Source organism: Pseudomonas sp. LBUM1652, assembly GCF_059716105.1.
Genome location: NZ_CP166804.1, coordinates 1,011,953 through 1,029,205, shown reverse-complemented (window position 1 = coordinate 1,029,205; position 17,253 = coordinate 1,011,953). Strand labels below are relative to the sequence as shown.

Annotated in this window: 15 protein-coding genes; 5 read left to right on the top strand and 10 right to left on the bottom strand. The window is 59.7% G+C overall.

Translation table 11 applies throughout. The features are described 5' to 3' along the window. The first annotated feature begins 51 nt into the window (after positions 1–51). Together pta and yihG are read left to right on the top strand one after the other, a co-directional pair. Positions 52–2,151, top strand: coding sequence for a phosphate acetyltransferase (gene pta / locus ACA069_RS04520; RefSeq protein WP_497616473.1), 2,100 nt, complete (start codon positions 52–54; stop codon positions 2,149–2,151). Then, positions 2,152–3,057, top strand: a complete 906-nt coding sequence (gene yihG, locus ACA069_RS04515; RefSeq protein WP_497616471.1) for a 1-acylglycerol-3-phosphate O-acyltransferase, YihG family — start codon at positions 2,152–2,154, stop codon at positions 3,055–3,057. A 197-nt stretch (positions 3,058–3,254) separates the two neighbouring features. Here the strand turns inward: yihG and cysN are convergent, their stop codons facing one another. The 3 genes from cysN to ACA069_RS04500 all read right to left on the bottom strand — a co-directional run bounded on the left by cysN (position 3,255) and on the right by ACA069_RS04500 (position 7,088). After that, positions 3,255–5,153 carry a sulfate adenylyltransferase subunit CysN gene (cysN, locus tag ACA069_RS04510; RefSeq protein WP_497616470.1) on the bottom strand — a complete coding sequence of 633 codons (1,899 nt, stop codon included), beginning with the start codon at positions 5,151–5,153 and terminating at the stop codon, positions 3,255–3,257. 9 nt (positions 5,154–5,162) lie between these two features. Beyond that, positions 5,163–6,080: a sulfate adenylyltransferase subunit CysD gene (cysD, locus tag ACA069_RS04505; RefSeq protein ID WP_007912374.1), complete on the bottom strand. Its 918-nt coding sequence runs from the start codon at positions 6,078–6,080 to the stop codon at positions 5,163–5,165. A 249-nt stretch (positions 6,081–6,329) separates the two neighbouring features. Next, positions 6,330–7,088: a Nif3-like dinuclear metal center hexameric protein gene (locus tag ACA069_RS04500; protein ID WP_489879226.1), complete on the bottom strand. Its 759-nt coding sequence runs from the start codon at positions 7,086–7,088 to the stop codon at positions 6,330–6,332. Between the two features lie 103 nt (positions 7,089–7,191). Between ACA069_RS04500 and algW the strand changes: the two genes are divergently transcribed. The 3 genes from algW (at position 7,192) to ACA069_RS04485 (ending at position 11,286) form a co-directional block, all read left to right on the top strand. Further along, on the top strand, positions 7,192–8,349 hold the full coding sequence (algW, locus tag ACA069_RS04495; RefSeq protein WP_187676795.1) for a Do family serine endopeptidase AlgW: 1,158 nt from the start codon (positions 7,192–7,194) through the stop codon (positions 8,347–8,349). 87 nt (positions 8,350–8,436) lie between these two features. Beyond that, positions 8,437–10,554, top strand: a complete 2,118-nt coding sequence (locus ACA069_RS04490) for a TonB-dependent siderophore receptor (RefSeq protein ID WP_497616468.1) — start codon at positions 8,437–8,439, stop codon at positions 10,552–10,554. A gap of 12 nt (positions 10,555–10,566) precedes the next feature. Then, entirely contained in the window at positions 10,567–11,286 is a 720-nt protein-coding gene (locus tag ACA069_RS04485) for a DUF4198 domain-containing protein (RefSeq protein WP_497616466.1), read from the top strand. A gap of 105 nt (positions 11,287–11,391) precedes the next feature. Here the strand turns inward: ACA069_RS04485 and hisC are convergent, their stop codons facing one another. The 7 genes from hisC to ACA069_RS04450 all read right to left on the bottom strand — a co-directional run bounded on the left by hisC (position 11,392) and on the right by ACA069_RS04450 (position 17,247). After that, positions 11,392–12,444, bottom strand: coding sequence for a histidinol-phosphate transaminase (hisC, locus tag ACA069_RS04480; RefSeq protein WP_497616465.1), 1,053 nt, complete (start codon positions 12,442–12,444; stop codon positions 11,392–11,394). A 2-nt stretch (positions 12,445–12,446) separates the two neighbouring features. Beyond that, positions 12,447–13,772, bottom strand: coding sequence for a histidinol dehydrogenase (gene hisD / locus ACA069_RS04475; RefSeq protein WP_401272150.1), 1,326 nt, complete (start codon positions 13,770–13,772; stop codon positions 12,447–12,449). A 125-nt stretch (positions 13,773–13,897) separates the two neighbouring features. Further along, a complete protein-coding gene (hisG, locus tag ACA069_RS04470) occupies positions 13,898–14,533 on the bottom strand; it encodes an ATP phosphoribosyltransferase (RefSeq protein WP_016771668.1) in 636 nt (211 codons plus the stop codon). A 127-nt stretch (positions 14,534–14,660) separates the two neighbouring features. Next, positions 14,661–15,926: a UDP-N-acetylglucosamine 1-carboxyvinyltransferase gene (gene murA, locus ACA069_RS04465; RefSeq protein ID WP_187676790.1), complete on the bottom strand. Its 1,266-nt coding sequence runs from the start codon at positions 15,924–15,926 to the stop codon at positions 14,661–14,663. 22 nt (positions 15,927–15,948) lie between these two features. After that, positions 15,949–16,188, bottom strand: coding sequence for a BolA family protein (locus tag ACA069_RS04460; protein WP_007912386.1), 240 nt, complete (start codon positions 16,186–16,188; stop codon positions 15,949–15,951). 115 nt (positions 16,189–16,303) lie between these two features. Beyond that, a complete protein-coding gene (locus tag ACA069_RS04455; protein WP_497616461.1) occupies positions 16,304–16,609 on the bottom strand; it encodes an STAS domain-containing protein in 306 nt (101 codons plus the stop codon). Further along, positions 16,606–17,247 (bottom strand): MlaC/ttg2D family ABC transporter substrate-binding protein, encoded by a 642-nt coding sequence (locus ACA069_RS04450; RefSeq protein ID WP_187676788.1) that lies wholly within the window; start codon positions 17,245–17,247, stop codon positions 16,606–16,608. Before ACA069_RS04450 ends, ACA069_RS04455 begins: the two co-directional genes overlap by 4 nt. Positions 17,248–17,253: the final 6 nt, after the last annotated feature.

Genomic DNA, 17,253 nt, shown 5'->3' with positions numbered 1-17,253 from the left:
GATCGTCAGCTATAGACGACAGCCATTGCCATGCACCCTTAGAGAATTCGCATGCAAACTTTTTTTATCGCACCCACCGATTTTGGTGTGGGTCTGACCTCCATCAGCCTCGGGCTGGTGCGTACGCTTGAACGGGCCGGGCTGAAAGTCGGCTTCTTCAAACCGATTGCCCAGCCGCATCCCGGCGACACAGGCCCTGAGCGCTCCACCGAGCTGATGGCGCGCACCCACGGCCTGAAACCGCCGCAGCCGCTGGGTCTTGCCCATGTCGAGCGGATGCTCGGCGACGGTCAGCTCGATGAGTTGCTCGAAGAAATCATCGCCCTGTATCAGCAGGCCGCCGTCGGCAAAGACGTGCTGGTGGTTGAAGGCATGGTGCCGACCCGCAGCGCCAGTTACGCCGCGCGGGTCAATCTGCATCTGGCCAAAAGTCTCGATGCCGAGGTGATCCTGGTTTCGGCGCCGGAAAACGAAGTGCTCGCCGAACTCTCCGGCCGCGTCGAACTGCAGGCGCAGTTGTTCGGTGGCCCGAAAGACCCGAAAGTCCTCGGCGTGATCCTCAACAAGGTCAAGACCGACGAGAGCATGGACGCCTTCGCCGCGCGTCTGAAGGAACATTCGCCACTTCTGCGCAGCGGTGATTTCCGCCTGCTCGGCTGCATCCCGTTCCAGCCGGAACTCAACGCGCCCCGTACTCGCGACGTCGCCGACCTGATGGGCGCGCAAGTGCTCAACGCTGGCGACTACGAAACCCGGCGCATGACCAAAATCATCATCTGCGCACGGACCATGCGCAACACTGTCGAGTTGCTCAAGCCCGGCGTGCTGGTGGTAACGCCGGGGGATCGCGACGACATCATCCTCGCCGTCAGCCTCGCCGCAATTAATGGCGTGCCGCTGGCCGGCCTGTTGCTGACCAGCGACACCCTGCCCGATCCGCGCATCATGGACTTGTGCCGAGGTGCCTTGCAGGCCGGTTTACCAGTGTTGTCGGTGAGCACAGGCTCTTACGACACCGCCAATCTGCTCAACGGCCTGAACAAGGAAATCCCGATCGACGACCGTGAGCGCGCGGAGATCATCACCGATTTCGTCGCCAGCCACCTCGACGCCAACTGGCTGCATCAGCGTTGCGGCACGCCACGGGAAATGCGCCTGTCGCCAGCAGTGTTCCGCTATCAATTGATCCAACGCGCCCAGGCCGCGAACAAGCGCATCGTCCTGCCCGAAGGCAGCGAACCGTTCACCGTGCAAGCGGCGGCGATCTGCCAGGAACGCGGGATTGCCCGTTGTGTGTTGCTGGCCAAACCCGAAGACGTCGAAGCCGTGGCCCGCGCCCAAGGCATCGTGTTGCCGCCGGGACTGGAAATCCTCGACCCGGATCTGATCCGTGAGCGTTACGTCGAACCGATGGTCGCCCTGCGCAAAAGCAAAAGCCTCAACGCGCCGATGGCCGAGCAGCAACTGGAAGACACCGTGGTGATCGGCACGATGATGCTGGCGCTGGACGAAGTCGACGGGCTGGTCTCAGGTGTGATCAACACCACCGCCAACACCATCCGTCCGGCTCTTCAGCTGATTAAAACCGCGCCGGGCTGCACGCTGGTGTCCTCGGTGTTCTTCATGCTGTTTCCCGAAGAAGTGCTGGTCTACGGCGACTGCGTGATGAACCCGCACCCAAGCGCCGCCGAACTGGCAGAGATCGCCCTGCAAAGCGCCGACTCGGCGGCTGCGTTCGGCATTACCCCGCGCGTGGCGATGATCAGCTACTCCAGCGGTGAATCAGCCACGGGCGAAGAAGTCGAAAAGGTGCGTGAAGCCACCCTGCTCGCCCACGAGCAACAGCATTCGCTGCTGATCGACGGCCCGCTGCAATACGACGCCGCCGCCAACGAAACCGTGGCCCGGCAATTGGCGCCAAACAGCCAGGTCGCCGGTCGCGCGACAGTGTTCGTGTTCCCCGACCTCAACACCGGCAACACCACCCACAAAGCCGTGCAGCGCAGCGCCGACTGCGTCAGCCTAGGCCCGATGCTGCAAGGCCTGCGCAAACCGGTGAACGACCTGCCGCGCGGCGCGCAGGTCGACGACATCGTCTACACCATCGCACTCACCGCGATTCAAGCCGCCAACCGACCTATGGATCTATAAATGCTGGATTTTCTACCTGCACCGCTGCGCGGCGTGATCGCCTCACTATTGTTGGCGCTCAACACGATTCTGCTCTGCTCGTTTCTGTTTTGTGTGGCGTTGATCAAGGCCCTGCCGTTCGCGATCACCCAGCGCGTTACCGGATGGCTGATGAGCCACACCCACGAAGCCTGGATCAGCAATAACAAAGGGTGGATGAACCTAGTGCGCCGCACCCGCTGGCACCTCAGCGGTCTGCAAGGCCTGGACTACAAGCACTCGTACCTGATCACCAGCAACCATCAGAGCTGGGTCGATATCCTGGTGCTGCAATACGTGCTCAACCGCCGCATCCAGCCGCTGAAATTCTTCCTCAAGCAGGAGCTGATCTGGGTCCCGGTGATCGGTCTGGCCTGGTGGGCGCTGGGCTTCCCGTTCATGAAGCGCTACTCCAAGGCCTACCTTGCAAAGCACCCGGAGAAAAAAGGCAAAGACCTGGAAACCACCCGCAAGACCTGCGCGAAGTTTCGCAACAACCCCGTGGGGATTTTCAACTTCGTCGAAGGCACGCGCTTCACTGAAAGCAAGCATGCTCAACAGCAATCACCCTTCAAATACCTGCTCAAGCCCAAGGCCGGCGGCATTGCCTTTGTGCTCGATGCCATGGGTGAACAGCTGGAATCGATCGTCAACGTGACCATCCATTATCCGGCCGGGCGTCCGGGATTCTGGGACCTGCTGTGCGGCAACGTGCGGGACGTAGTGGTGCACTTTGAAGAGCTGAAGATCCCGCAGCAATTCATCGGCAAGAACTACGACCAGGACGGCGAATATCGCCTGCAGTTCCAGGGCTGGATCAACCAGCTGTGGCTGGACAAGGATGCGTTGCTGGAGCAAATGCACCGCGAATACCCAGCCAAACACTAACCCCCTGTGGGAGCGAGCCTGCTCGCGAAAGCGGTGGATCAGCTTGCAAAGATGTTGAATGAGATAACGCTTTCGCGAGCAGGCTCGCTCCCACAGTTTTGATCGCCGTATGCCCGAATAAAAAAGCCCGCCGATGATCACTCATCGGCGGGCTTTTTTTGCGGGTTGAAACTGGAAGCTTGTCGCTGCTTCAGTGCTTAGATCGCGCCACGCTTACGCAGCAGATCCAGCACTTGCTTGACGCTCTCTTCCAGCGTCAGCGACTGAGTATCAATCACCAGATCAGCATTCAGCGGCACATCATACGGGAAAGACTCGCCCGGAATATTATCGCCACCCGCCGCATACAACCCTTGCGGATCACGCTCGGCACAGACGGTCGGCGAAGCCTGCACATAAACCGTCAGCAGACGCTCCTGACCGATCAGCTCCTTGGCCTGCTCGCGACCTTCAGCACTTGGTGCAACGAATGCAGCCAGGGTCAGCAGGCCCGCCTCGTTGAACTGACGCGCCACATGAGCTGCACGACGCCAGTTCTCGGTACGGCCGGCGCGATCCTGTGGCAGACCTTTATTCAGGTCGTGACGCAGGTTCTGACCATCCAGCACAAACACTGCGCGGCCCATGTCGAACAGCTTGCGCTCGACCGCATAGGCCAGCGTGCTCTTGCCCGCGCCCGACAAACCGCTGAACAGCACGGTGGCCGGTTGCTGGCCGAAACGCTGAGCGCGCTCTTCAGTGGCAACATGCGCCAGTTTGCCGTGGTGCGAAGCCGTGCCGTGAGCCAGTGGCTGAGCGACGATCATGCCAGCGCCGACGGTGCCGTTGGTCAAACGGTCGATGATGATGAATGCGCCGGTGGTGCGGTTGCTCTCGTAACCGTCGAGGGCGATCGGCGCATCGAGCGCGATCTTCACCTTGCCGATTTCGTTGAGCTGCAACGCGCTCGCCGGGCCCTCTTCGAGGGTATTCACGTCGACCTTGTTGACGATGCTGGCGATGGAGCCCGGCACGTAACTGGTCGCACGTTTGATGTCGTATTTCTTGCCCGGCAGCATCGGCTCTTCAGCCATCCACACCAGCATCGCTTCGAAGCTGTCGGTAACCGGCGGCACATTGTCGGCATGCACCAGCAGGTCGCCACGGGAGATGTCGATTTCGTCTTCCATGGTCAGCGTCACCGCTTGACCTGGACCGGCGTGTTCCAGCTCACCTTCGAAAGTGACGATGGATTTGACGCGGCTGCTCTTGCCCGACGGCAACACCACGACTTCGTCGCCCTTCTTGACGATGCCGCTGGCCAGAGTGCCGGCGAAACCGCGGAAGTTCAGGTTCGGACGGTTGACGTACTGCACCGGGAAACGCAGATCGGTGAAGTTGCGGTCGCCCGCCACTTCCACGGTCTCGAGGATTTCCATCAGCGACTGGCCGGTGTACCACGGCGAGCGCTCGGACTTGTTCACTACGTTGTCGCCCTTCAGAGCGGACATCGGCACAAAGTGCATGCTGGTCGGCTTCAACTTCAAGCCTTCGGCGAACTTCAGGTAGTCGGCCTTGATCGACTCGAACACGCCTTCATCAAAGTCCTTGAGGTCCATCTTGTTGATGGCGACAACGATGTGCTTGATGCCCAGCAGCGAGGCGATGAAGCTGTGACGACGGGTCTGGGTCTGCACGCCGTAACGAGCGTCGACCAGAATGATCGCCAGGTCACAGGTGGACGCACCGGTGGCCATGTTGCGGGTGTACTGCTCATGGCCAGGGGTGTCGGCGATGATGAATTTGCGCTTGGCGGTGGAGAAGTAGCGGTAGGCGACATCAATGGTGATGCCCTGCTCGCGCTCGGCCTGCAGGCCGTCGACCAGCAACGCGAGGTCAATGTCTTCGCCGGTGGTGCCGACTTTCTTCGAATCGCGGGTGATGGCTTCCAGGTGATCTTCGTAGATCATTTTGGAGTCGTGCAGCAGGCGCCCGATCAGGGTGCTCTTGCCGTCATCGACGTTACCGCAGGTCAAAAAGCGCAGCAGCTCTTTACGTTCGTGCTGGCCCAGGTAGGCGAGGATGTCCTCGCTGATCAAATCAGATTGATGCGACATGACAACCCCTTAGAAATAGCCTTGACGTTTTTTGTCTTCCATCGAGCCTGCGCCATCGTGGTCGATGACACGGCCCTGGCGCTCGGAAGTTCGCGTCAGGAGCATTTCCTGAATGATGTCCGTCAGGCTTTCGGCCTCGGACTCCACCGCGCCCGTCAACGGGTAGCAGCCAAGGGTACGGAAACGCACTTTCTTTTTGACGATGCGCGCTTTGTCTTCATCGGACAGGTGCTCGAGGATGCGCTCGTCGTCGATCATGATCAGCGTGCCGTTCTTCTCGATCACTTCGCGTTCGGCGGCGAAGTACAGCGGCACAATCGGGATGCCTTCGAGGTAGATGTACTGCCAGATGTCCAGCTCGGTCCAGTTCGACAGCGGGAACACACGAATGGATTCGCCCTTGTTGACCTTGCCGTTGTAGACGTTCCACAGCTCAGGACGCTGGTTTTTCGGGTCCCAGCGGTGCTTGCTGTCGCGGAACGAGTACACGCGCTCTTTGGCGCGGGATTTCTCTTCATCGCGACGGGCACCGCCGAACGCTGCGTCGAAACCATGCTTGTCGAGTGCCTGCTTCAGGCCCTCGGTTTTCATGATGTCGGTGTGCTTGGCGCTGCCGTGGGTAAACGGGTTGATGTTCTGCGCCACGCCGTCCGGATTGATGTGGGTGATCAGGTCCAGGCCCAGCTCTTCGACCATCTTGTCGCGGAACTTGTACATCTCCTGGAATTTCCACCGAGTGTCGACGTGCATCACCGGAAACGGCAGTTTGCCCGGGAAGAACGCCTTGCGTGCCAGGTGCAGCATCACGGCGGAGTCTTTACCGATGGAGTACAGCATCACCGGGTTGTCGAACTCGGCGGCCACCTCGCGGATGATGTGGATGCTTTCCGCCTCCAGCTGTTTCAGATGCGTCAGTTTGTCGACCATGGCTACTCACGAAAGCTTTCTTATGAACGGCCAGCGGGCCGTGTTCGAGCGGGGAATCCTAGCACAGCGACCTCTTCTAATCAGGACGCCAACTAGATCGAAAGGGTATATGAATATGCCTGCCAGTTCTGCCGAGCAGTGCCCTTGTGGGAGCGAGCCTGCTCGCGAAAGCGGTGTGCCGGACACCCTTGTATTGAAGGTTTGACGCCTTCGCGAGCAGGCTCGCTCCCACAGGGATTTGTGGTGGATTCAGATCGGATTCGGGCAGTCGATGAAGATGTGTTCGACGGCAAAACGCTTCGCCAGATAATCGCCCAGCGCCTGCACACCATAGCGCTCGGTGGCATGGTGGCCAGCGGCGATGAAGCTGATGTCGTTTTCCCGGGCACTGTGGAAGGTCTGCTCCGATGCTTCACCGCTGATGAACAAATCGACCCCCGCCGCCACACCGTGATCGATATAACCCTGACCGCCGCCGGTGCACCAGCCGACCCGGCGGATCATTGCGCTGCCTTCAATCAGCAGCGGTTCGCGGCCCATGACTTCCTGCACCTTGCGGGCGAAATCACGCGGGGTCATGGGTTCGCTCAGCGAACCGACCAGACCGACGATTTTCAGATTGTCCGGATCCAGCGGGCCTTCGACCGTGATGTCCAGTTGACGCGCCAACTGAACGTTGTTGCCAACGTCCGGGTGCAGATCCAGTGGCAGGTGATAAGCGAGCAGGCTGATGTCGTGCTTGAGCAGAGTCTTCAAGCGACGCTGCTTCATGCCGGTAATGCAAGGGTTCTCGCCCTTCCAGAAGTAGCCGTGGTGCACCAGCACCAGATCGGCCCCTGCTTCAACGGCAGCATCGAGCAGAGCCTGGCTGGCGGTGACGCCGCTGACGATTCGCATCACTTGCGGACGGCCTTCGACCTGCAAGCCGTTGGGGCAGTAATCGGCAATTTTCGCACTGCCAAGGTAACGGTCGGCTTCTTCGACGAGGGTGCTGAGGGCAACGGCCATGAAAGACTCCTAAATATCCCGTTCAGAGGCACGCGCGGCCTCGTATAATGCGCGACATTATGGGCGGTCTGACCCCGCCTGCAACTTTTCCAGGACGTGCTTAATGCTCAAGGCGCTGCGTTTTTTTGGCTGGCCGCTGTTGGCCGGTGTGCTTATCGCACTGTTGATTATTCAGCGTTACCCGCAGTGGGTCGGGCTTCCGAGCCTCGACGTCAACCTGCAGCAGGCCCCGCAAACCACCAGCGTGCAGCAGGGGCCGGTGTCCTATGCCGATGCGGTAACCATCGCCGCGCCGTCCGTGGTCAACCTCTATACGACCAAGGTCATCAACAAACCGGCGCATCCGCTGTTTGAAGACCCGCAGTTCCGCCGCTTCTTCGGTGACAACTCGCCCAAGCAGAAACGCATGGAATCGAGCCTCGGCTCGGGCGTGATCATGAGCCCGGAGGGCTACATCCTGACCAACAACCACGTGACCAGCGGCGCCGATCAAATCGTTGTGGCGCTCAAGGATGGCCGTGAAACCCTGGCCAGGGTGATTGGCAGCGACCCGGAAACCGACCTCGCTGTCCTGAAGATCGACTTGAAAAATCTGCCGGCGATCACTGTAGGCCGCTCGGACAACATCCGTATCGGCGACGTCGCACTGGCCATTGGCAACCCGTTCGGCGTCGGCCAGACCGTGACCATGGGCATCATCAGCGCCACCGGGCGCAATCAGTTGGGCCTGAACAACTACGAAGACTTCATCCAGACCGACGCGGCGATCAACCCGGGTAACTCCGGCGGTGCGCTGGTCGATGCCAATGGCAACCTCACCGGCATCAACACCGCGATCTTCTCCAAATCCGGGGGCTCGCAAGGCATCGGCTTTGCCATCCCGGTGAAACTGGCGATGGAAGTGATGAAATCGATCATCGAGCACGGCCAGGTGATTCGTGGCTGGCTGGGGATTGAAGTACAGCCGCTGACCCAGGAACTGGCCGAGTCGTTTGGTTTGTCCGGGCGCCCGGGAATCGTGGTGGCGGGGATTTTCCGCGATGGCCCGGCGCAGAAGGCCGGCCTGCAACTGGGTGACGTGATTCTCAGCATCGATGGCGAACCGGCGGGTGATGGCCGTCGCTCGATGAACCAGGTGGCGCGGATCAAACCGACCGACAAAGTGACGATTCAGGTGATGCGCAATGGCAAAGAGATCAAGCTGACCGCTGAAATCGGCCTGCGACCACCACCGGCACCGGTAAAGGAAAAAGAAGAGTAAGACTTTGTTCGCGCCGACGGCGCGAATAACAGACATTCTCAACAGGCATGTTATATTGTTTCAATTAAACAATTGGAATAACATAACATGTCGTCTCGAACAAAGGCCTCGCTGCTGGGCCTGACCCTCGGTTTACCTCTGGGCTTGCTGTGCGATCCAGTCTTCGCCGAAGAATCGCAGCCACTCGAACTCGACGCCATCAGCGTCTCCTCCGACTACCAATCCCCTACCGGGCCCGTCACAGGCTACCGCGCCACGCGCTCGTCCAGCGCGACCAAAACCGACACCGCGATCCGCGACATCCCGCAGGCAATCAGCGTGGTGCCCGCCAGCGTGCTCAAGGATCTGGGCAGCAGCAGCGTCGAACGCGCGCTGGATTTTGCCGGCGGCGTGTCCAAGCAAAACAACTTCGGCGGCCTGACCCTCTACGAATACAGCGTGCGCGGTTTCACCACCTCGGAGTTCTACAAGGACGGTTTCAGCGCCAATCGCGGCTACCCGGCAACACCCGACGCCGCCAACATCGAGCGCATCGAAGTGCTCAAAGGCCCTGCCGCCAGCTTGTATGGCCGAGGGGATCCGGGCGGCACAGTGAACATCGTCACCAAAAAACCGCAACCCGAAGCCTTTACCACCCTGCAAACCAGCGCCGGCAGTTGGGATCGCTATCGCACCGCGCTGGACGTCAACACGCCACTCGATGAACAGGGTGATGTGCTCTCGCGGATCAACCTGGCCGTCGAGGACAACCACAGCTTTCGCGATCACGTCGACAGCCAGCGTGTATTCGTCGCGCCCTCGATCAGTTGGCAACTCAATCCCGACACATCGCTGTTGGTGGAAAGCGAAATCGTCCGCCACAGCTCCACGTTCGACCGCGGCATCGTCGCGCCAAACAACAAATGGAGCGGCGTTTCGCGCTCGACCTTCCTCGGCGAACCGAACGACGGCAACATCGACAACCACAACAACCTGCTTCAGGCCACGCTCGAACATCACCTCAACGACAACTGGAAACTGCGCCTGGCCAGCCATTACAAGGAAGGCAAACTCTGGGGCAACGCTTCTGAAAGTCGTGCTCTGAACGCTGACGGTCATACGGTGAACCGACGTTATCGCGAGCGTGACACCCACTGGCACGACAGCATCACCCAACTGGAATTGCGCGGACTCTTCGACCTCGGCCCCTGGCAGCACGAACTGCTGATCGGCAGCGAGTACGAGAACTACCGCAAGAACGAGCGTGTCACCATCATCGCTGGCGGCCCTTACGCCATCGACATTTACAAACCGGTCTACGGCCAGCCGAAACCCAACGGCGCACGCTCGGGTACCGATTTCTTCGAACACGTCGAAAGCCATGCGCTTAACCTGCAGGATCAAATCGTCTTCACCGACAAACTGCGTGGAATGGTCGGTGCGCGCTTCGAGCACTTTGATCAACGCATCGACGATCACAGCCGCAACGCCAAAAGCCACCAGACCCACGACGCCCTCACCCAACGCGCCGGCCTGCTCTATCAACTGACGCCGAATACCGGCCTGTTCGCCAACGCCTCGACCTCGTTCAAACCCAACAACGGCCTCGATGCCTCCGGCAAATCATTCGATCCCGAAGAAGGCGTGGGTTACGAAATCGGCATCAAGAACGAATTGTTCGACGAGCGTTTGAGCAGCACCCTCGCCTTCTTCCACATCGACAAGGAAAACATCCTCGCCCTCGATCCCTCCACCGACACCAGCCGGGCCATGGGCAAGGCACGCAGTAGTGGATTCGATCTGCAAGTGACCGGACAAGTAACCGATGCGCTGCGAGTCATCGGCGCATTCGCCTACATCGACGCAGAAGTCACCAAGGGCGATGCGGTGATTCCCACCGGCAGCCGCATTCTTGGCGTGGCCAAACGCAGCGGCAGCCTGCTGGGGGTTTATGAATTTCAGGACGGCCATTTGCGCGGCTCGGACGTCGGCGCGGCGTTTACTTATGTCGGCGATCGCTCCGGTGAAGCCGGCGGCGACTTTGAAATGCCGGCCTATCACACCGTCGATCTGCTGGCCCATTACAAGGCCAGCGACAACGTCACGGTCGGCCTGAACCTGAACAACGTCTTCGACGAAAAATACTACGAGCGCTCCTACAGCAACTACTGGGTCAACCCCGGCGAGCCGCGCAACTTCACCGTCAGCCTGACACTCAACCTGTAAAAGGACGTCATCATGCAATGCCGCAAAACCCTCCTGATCATCGCCGCACTGTTCGCCACCCAGGCTTCGGCCCATGGCCTGTGGACAGAGCAACGTCGCGGCAATATCGAAGTGATCTACGGCCACGGCGCCGAAGACAATGCCTTCAAGGCGCAGAAAATCAGCGGCGCCTGGGCCTATGACGCGGGCGGCAAAATGATCCCGGTCAGCGTCGAACGCCTGCCCGATCATGCACGTCTGAAGCCGCTGAAAAAACCGGCGGTCATGGCCGTGGCACTAAACAACGGGATGTGGTCGCAAACCGCTGACAAGAAGTGGATCAACGAGGGTCGCAGCAAAGTCCCGGGCGCTGTCGAGGCGACGGAGACGTTCAAGTACAGCCTGGCGATTTATCAGCCGGGGGCGAAGTTGCCCAAGCTTGATCAGATCAAGTTGCTGATTTTGCCGGAAGTCGATCCGCTGACGGTCGGACCGGGGAAATCATTGCCGGTGCGGGTATTGCTCGATGGCAAACCGGCGGCGGGCGTGAAGTTGATTGGCGACTATCGCAGTGCGCCGAATACGCTGAGCACCGAGACTGACAAGGATGGGCGTGCGCAGGTGTTGGTGCGTAATGAAGGGTTGAATGTGATTGCGGCGCAAGTAGAGGTGCCGGTGAAGGACAGTGTTGATGTGAACAGTCGTGGACTGTTCAGTTCGCTAACGTTTTTGGGTGAGCCACATCACGAATAACCAACACAAGTCCCCTGTAGGAGCGAGCCTGCTCGCGATTGCGCCGGGTCATGAATGTCCGTCCGCTTTCGCGAGCAGGCTCGCTCCTACAGGGGTAATGGTGTTTTAGAGTTCGCCGAGCCCATCAATCAACGCCTGATTCTGCTCCGGCGTGCCAATCGAAATCCGCAGGAACTGCGCAATCCGCTCCTGCTTGAAGTGCCGGACGATCACGCCCTGCTCGCGCAATTTAGCCGCCAGCCCTGCCGCATCATGTTGCGGATGCCGAGCAAAAATGAAGTTCGCTGCCGACGGCAAGACTTCAAAACCTTTGCCCTGCAACTGCGCAACCACCCACTCACGGCTCTCGATCACCAGACGACAGGTCTTGTCGAAATACTCGCGGTCTTCGAATGCCGCCGCCGCTCCGACATTCGCCAGACGATCCAAAGGATAAGAGTTGAAGCTGTTCTTGATCCGCTCCAGCGCCTCGATCAGGTCCGGATGCCCCACTGCCAGGCCAACGCGCAGGCCAGCTAACGAGCGCGACTTGGACAGAGTCTGGGTCACCAGCAGGTTCGGGTAACGGTCCACCAGACTGATCGCTGTCTCGCCGCCAAAGTCGATATAAGCCTCATCCACTACCACCACCGAATCAGGGCTGGCCTTGAGAATCTGCTCGACCGCTTCCAGTGCCAGCAGGCAACCGGTCGGTGCGTTCGGGTTGGGGAAAATGATCCCGCCGTTCGGCTTGGCGTAGTCCGCCGGGTTGATCTGGAACTGTGCGTCCAGCGGCACTGCGTCGAACTTGATGCCGTACAACCCGCAATACACCGGATAGAAGCTGTAGCTGATGTCCGGGAAGAGAATCGGCTGATCGTGTTGCAGCAGGCCGTGGAAAATGTGGGCGAGCACTTCGTCCGAACCGTTGCCGAGGAACACCTGATTGCTCTGCACGCCGTAGTACTGGGCGACGGCGTTTTTCAGCAGATCACTGTTCGGATCAGGGTACAGGCGAAGATTATCGTTGAGTTCGGTCTGCATCGCCGCCAGGGCTTTTGGCGACGGGCCGTAGGGGTTTTCATTGGTGTTGAGCTTGACCAGTTTGGTCAGCTTCGGCTGTTCGCCCGGCACATAAGGCACCAGATCCTTGACGAACGGGCTCCAGAATTTACTCATGTTCAGTTCCCCTGCTTGTCGTCAATGATGCGGTATTCGGCGCTGCGCGCGTGGGCGCTCAGGGATTCGCCACGGGCGAGTACCGATGCGGTCTTGCCCAGCTCGGAAGCACCGGCCTCGGAACAGAAGATGATCGACGAGCGTTTCTGGAAGTCATAAACACCCAGTGGCGAGGAGAAACGCGCCGTGCCGGAGGTCGGCAATACGTGGTTCGGGCCTGCGCAATAGTCGCCCAAGGCTTCGGAGGTGTGACGGCCCATGAAGATCGCGCCGGCGTGGCGGATCTGCGGCAGCCAGGCTTGCGGGTCAGCGACCGAGAGTTCCAGGTGTTCCGGGGCGATGCGGTTGGCGACTTCGATGGCCTGTGCCATGTCACGCACTTGAATCAGCGCGCCGCGGCCATTGATCGAGGTTTCGATGATGGTTGCGCGATCCATGGTCGGCAGCAGTTTGTCGATGCTCGCGGCGACCCTGTCGAGGAACTCGGCGTCGGGGCTGACCAGAATGGCTTGAGCGTCTTCATCGTGCTCGGCTTGGGAGAACAGGTCCATGGCGATCCAGTCCGGATCGGTCTGGCCGTCGCACACCACAAGGATTTCCGAAGGGCCGGCGATCATGTCGATACCGACCTGACCAAACACGTGGCGCTTGGCGGTGGCCACATAGATGTTGCCCGGGCCGACCACTTTATCCACTTTCGGCACGCTTTCGGTGCCATAGGCCAGCGCGGCAACGGCTTGTGCGCCACCGATGGTGAACACACGATCGACGCCTGCGATGCACGCAGCGGCCAGCACCAGCTCGTTGATTTCACCGCGCGGAGTCGGCACGACCATGACCACTTCGGTCACACCGGCAACCTTGGCAGGAATGGCGTTCATCAACACCGACGACGGGTACGACGCCTTGCCGCCCGGCACGTACAGGCCTGCGCGATCCAGCGGCGTAACCTTCTGGCCCAGCACCGTGCCATCGGCTTCGGTGTAGCTCCAGGAATCCTGCTTCTGTTTTTCGTGGTAGCTGCGCACACGGGCCGCGGCTTTTTCCAGTGCTTCGCGCTGAGGCACGGTGATGCGGGTCAGGGCCAGCTCCAGACGCTCGCGCGGCAGGATCAGGTCGGCCATCGAGGCGACTTCGAGACCGTCGAACTTCTGGGTGAACTCGACCAGCGCCGCGTCACCGCGCTCGCGCACAGCCTTGATGATGTCCAGCACGCGCTGATTGACCGAGTCGTCAGACACACTTTCCCAGCTCAGCAGATGATCCAGATGATGCGCGAAATCCGGGTCAGCAGCGTTGAGTCGGCGAATTGCAGTCGGTGCGGTCATAGCGAGAGCCTCATAGGAATGGCAAAAACTCAGGCGCCCTAACTTAGCAGTCGTTTCCGCTTGGGCACCTGAGATTCTGGCTATGAGGCGGATAGACGGGCGCGACTCAAGGTCGCGCAGGTAAATCAGCCGCGGTGTCGCGATTCCACAGCGTTGCGCAGGGTATCGATCAACGCCTGGATACGGGCGTGTTGCATTTTCATCGAAGCCTTGTTGACCACCAGGCGCGAGCTGATCGTGGCGATCAGCTCCTGGGGTTCCAGACCGTTGGCGCGCAGGGTGTTGCCGGTGTCGACCACGTCGATGATCTTGTCGGCCAGACCGATCAGCGGTGCCAGCTCCATCGAGCCGTAGAGCTTGATGATGTCGACCTGACGGCCCTGTTCGGCGTAATAACGCTTGGCGACGTTGACGAACTTGGTAGCCACACGCAGACGGCCCTTGGGCTCGGCCGCGCCGATCTTGCCGGCGGTCATCAGTTTGCATTGGGCGATCTGCAGGTCCAGTGGCTCGTACAAGCCCTGACCGCTGTATTCCATCAGCACGTCTTTGCCGGCAACGCCGAGGTCGGCCGCGCCATGCTCGACATACGTCGGCACGTCGGTGGCACGCACGATCAGCAGACGTACGTCGTCCTGGGTCGTGGGGATGATCAGCTTGCGGCTCTTGTCCGGATTCTCGGTCGGCACAATGCCCGCTTCAGCGAGAAGCGGCAGGGTGTCGTCAAGGATACGGCCCTTGGACAGTGCGATGGTCAACATGGGAAACGTCAGTCCTTATCAAGGTACTCATGTCCGGTCGCAATCGACGCCGGACACACATCGAGCCGGATAACGGCTCGATTCGAAACGAATTCAGTGGACACGTCCCTGTGTCCTCATGCAGCTGTTAGCCCGGAACGCGACGGATCTTGGCGCCCAGCATCTGCAGTTTTTCTTCGATGCACTCGTAACCACGGTCGATGTGGTAGATGCGGTCGATCAGGGTATCGCCTTCGGCGACCAGAGCCGAGATCACCAGACTGGCCGAAGCACGCAGGTCGGTTGCCATCACTGGCGCGCCTTTGAGGACTTCAGTACCGGTGACGATGGCAGTGTTGCCTTCGACCTGGATCTTGGCGCCCATCCGGTGCAGTTCGTAAACGTGCATGAAGCGGTTTTCGAAGATCGTCTCGATCACGGCACCAGTGCCTTCGGCAATGGCATTGAGCGAGATGAACTGCGCCTGCATGTCCGTCGGGAACGCCGGGTACGGCGCAGTGCGCACGTTGACCGCTTTCGGGCGCTTGCCGTGCATGTTCAGCTCGATCCAGTCTTCACCGCAGGTGATTTCTGCGCCGGATTCGCGAAGTTTTTCCAGAACCGCTTCGAGGATGGTCGGATCGGTGTCCTTGACCTTGACGCGACCACCGGTGACCGCAGCGGCCACCAGGTAGGTGCCGGTTTCGATACGGTCAGGCATCACCTTGTAGAAACACGAACCCAGACGCTCGACGCCATCGATGGTGATGGTGTCGGTGCCAGCACCGGAAACCTTCGCGCCCATGGCGTTGAGGAAGTTCGCCAGGTCAACCACTTCAGGCTCGCGCGCTGCGTTCTGAAGCACGCTGCGGCCCTTGGCCAGAGCAGCAGCCATCATGATGTTTTCAGTACCGGTCACGCTGACGGTATCGAAGAAGAAGTGCGCACCGCGAAGGCCGCCTTCAGGCGCCTTGGCCTTGATGTAGCCGCCTTCGACATCAATCACCGCGCCCATGGCTTCGAGACCACGGATATGCAGGTCGACCGGACGCGAACCGATGGCGCAACCGCCAGGCAGCGCGACTTCGGCTGAACCGAAACGGGCAACCATAGGGCCCAGTACCAGGATCGACGCACGCATGGTTTTCACCAGTTCGTACGGAGCGATCAGGGTCTTGATGGTGCGCGGGTCGATTTCGACGCTGAGTTTCTCGTCGATCACAGGCTCAATGCCCATGCGACCGAACAGCTCGATCATGGTGGTGATGTCGTGCAAGTGCGGCAGGTTGCCGACCGTCACCGGGCCATCGCACAGCAGGGTGGCAGCCAGAATCGGCAGGGCAGAGTTCTTTGCCCCGGAAATGCGGATCTCGCCATCAAGACGAGCGCCACCAGTAATAATCAATTTATCCATAAGAATCTCGACGCCCTTAGGCTCAGGTGCGCTCGGCCCAGGCCGCGCTGCTGAAAAATTTCATAGTGACCGCATGGATGCTGCCATCGGTGATCCATGGGTTCAAATGGGCATAGATCTGCTGCTGACGCTTCACCGGGCTCAACGCCGCCAGTTCATCGCTAATCACGTTCAGCTGGAAATTGCAGCCTTCGCCCTCAACTTCTACCAACGTTCCGGGCAGCTTTCCTTCAAGGAAGCTCTTCACTTCTACGGCCTGCATGCTCAACCTCAATCGGCGCCCTGTGCGCACGGGTCGGACATCATACAAAAAAGCCCCGCGCCTGCGAACCCCGCAAGGCAGGACTCTGACGGGGGGCTTCTTTATTGATGCGGGTTCAGGATTGCGCCAACAGTTCGGTCAGTTCACTGACCTGTGCAATTTCGCGCATGTCTTCGGGCATCGCGCGGATGCTGACAGCCTTACCGGCCGCCTGAGCATCGCGCATGAAGCACAGCAGCAGCGACAAGCCGATGCTGCTGGACTTCTTCACGGCCGAACAATCGATGACCAGCGCAGAAGCCTTGCTCGACTTGATCAGCGCCTGACCTTCCTTGCGCAAGTCCGGGCCAGTGCGGTAGTCCAGCACTCCGCTGAGCAATAGCTCGTCGACATCACTCATACGAACTGCCGCCTCATTCATTGCGCTGGCTTCTCGGTGGTTTGCTTGGCCTTGGCCACTTCACCTGCCCAATTGTTGATGGTCTTGTCCAGATCATTGCCGTTACGCTGCATCGCGTCGGCGAACTGGTCCCGGAACAACTTGCCGATGTTGATGCCGTTGATGATCACGTTGCGCAGTTTCCACTCGCCGTTGATCTTCTCCAGGGTGTACTGCACAGGGTATACCGCGCCGTTGGTGCCCTTTACGGTCATGCCGACGCTGGTGCGATCACCCGATTCGTCCTTGGCAGGATCAACGGTGATGCCCTGGTTGTTGTATTCGAGCAAGGCGTTGCCGTAGAACTGGAACAGGCCTTTCTTGAAGTTTTCCTGGAAGGTCTGCATCTGCGCAGGCGTTGCCTTGCGCGAATATTTGACCGTCATGATGCTTTTGGAGATGCCTTCGGCATCGACCACCGGACCAACGATAGTGTTCAGTGCAGCATAAAAGTCGTTCGGATCCTGCTTGTATTTCTCTTTATTGGCCGACAGATCAGCAAGCATCCGGGTGGTGGTGTCCTGAATCAGATCGTGCGCTGACTGTGCCGCCACAGCGGTACCCATCAGTGGCAATGTCGCGAGCAACACCAACAGGCCACGTCGCAAGGTAGAGATCATTCAAAA

Bases quoted from the DNA above. Each gene is read 5' to 3' on its own strand.
- pta (WP_497616473.1), top strand. From the start codon at position 52: ATGCAAACTTTTTTTATCGCACCCACCGATTTTGGTGTGGGTCTGACC.
- yihG (WP_497616471.1), top strand. From the start codon at position 2,152: ATGCTGGATTTTCTACCTGCACCGCTGCGCGGCGTGATCGCCTCACTA.
- cysN (WP_497616470.1), bottom strand. From the start codon at position 5,153: ATGTCGCATCAATCTGATTTGATCAGCGAGGACATCCTCGCCTACCTG.
- cysD (WP_007912374.1), bottom strand. From the start codon at position 6,080: ATGGTCGACAAACTGACGCATCTGAAACAGCTGGAGGCGGAAAGCATC.
- ACA069_RS04500 (WP_489879226.1), bottom strand. From the start codon at position 7,088: ATGGCCGTTGCCCTCAGCACCCTCGTCGAAGAAGCCGACCGTTACCTT.
- algW (WP_187676795.1), top strand. From the start codon at position 7,192: ATGCTCAAGGCGCTGCGTTTTTTTGGCTGGCCGCTGTTGGCCGGTGTG.
- ACA069_RS04490 (WP_497616468.1), top strand. From the start codon at position 8,437: ATGTCGTCTCGAACAAAGGCCTCGCTGCTGGGCCTGACCCTCGGTTTA.
- ACA069_RS04485 (WP_497616466.1), top strand. From the start codon at position 10,567: ATGCAATGCCGCAAAACCCTCCTGATCATCGCCGCACTGTTCGCCACC.
- hisC (WP_497616465.1), bottom strand. From the start codon at position 12,444: ATGAGTAAATTCTGGAGCCCGTTCGTCAAGGATCTGGTGCCTTATGTG.
- hisD (WP_401272150.1), bottom strand. From the start codon at position 13,772: ATGACCGCACCGACTGCAATTCGCCGACTCAACGCTGCTGACCCGGAT.
- hisG (WP_016771668.1), bottom strand. From the start codon at position 14,533: ATGTTGACCATCGCACTGTCCAAGGGCCGTATCCTTGACGACACCCTG.
- murA (WP_187676790.1), bottom strand. From the start codon at position 15,926: ATGGATAAATTGATTATTACTGGTGGCGCTCGTCTTGATGGCGAGATC.
- ACA069_RS04460 (WP_007912386.1), bottom strand. From the start codon at position 16,188: ATGCAGGCCGTAGAAGTGAAGAGCTTCCTTGAAGGAAAGCTGCCCGGA.
- ACA069_RS04455 (WP_497616461.1), bottom strand. From the start codon at position 16,609: ATGAATGAGGCGGCAGTTCGTATGAGTGATGTCGACGAGCTATTGCTC.
- ACA069_RS04450 (WP_187676788.1), bottom strand. From the start codon at position 17,247: ATGATCTCTACCTTGCGACGTGGCCTGTTGGTGTTGCTCGCGACATTG.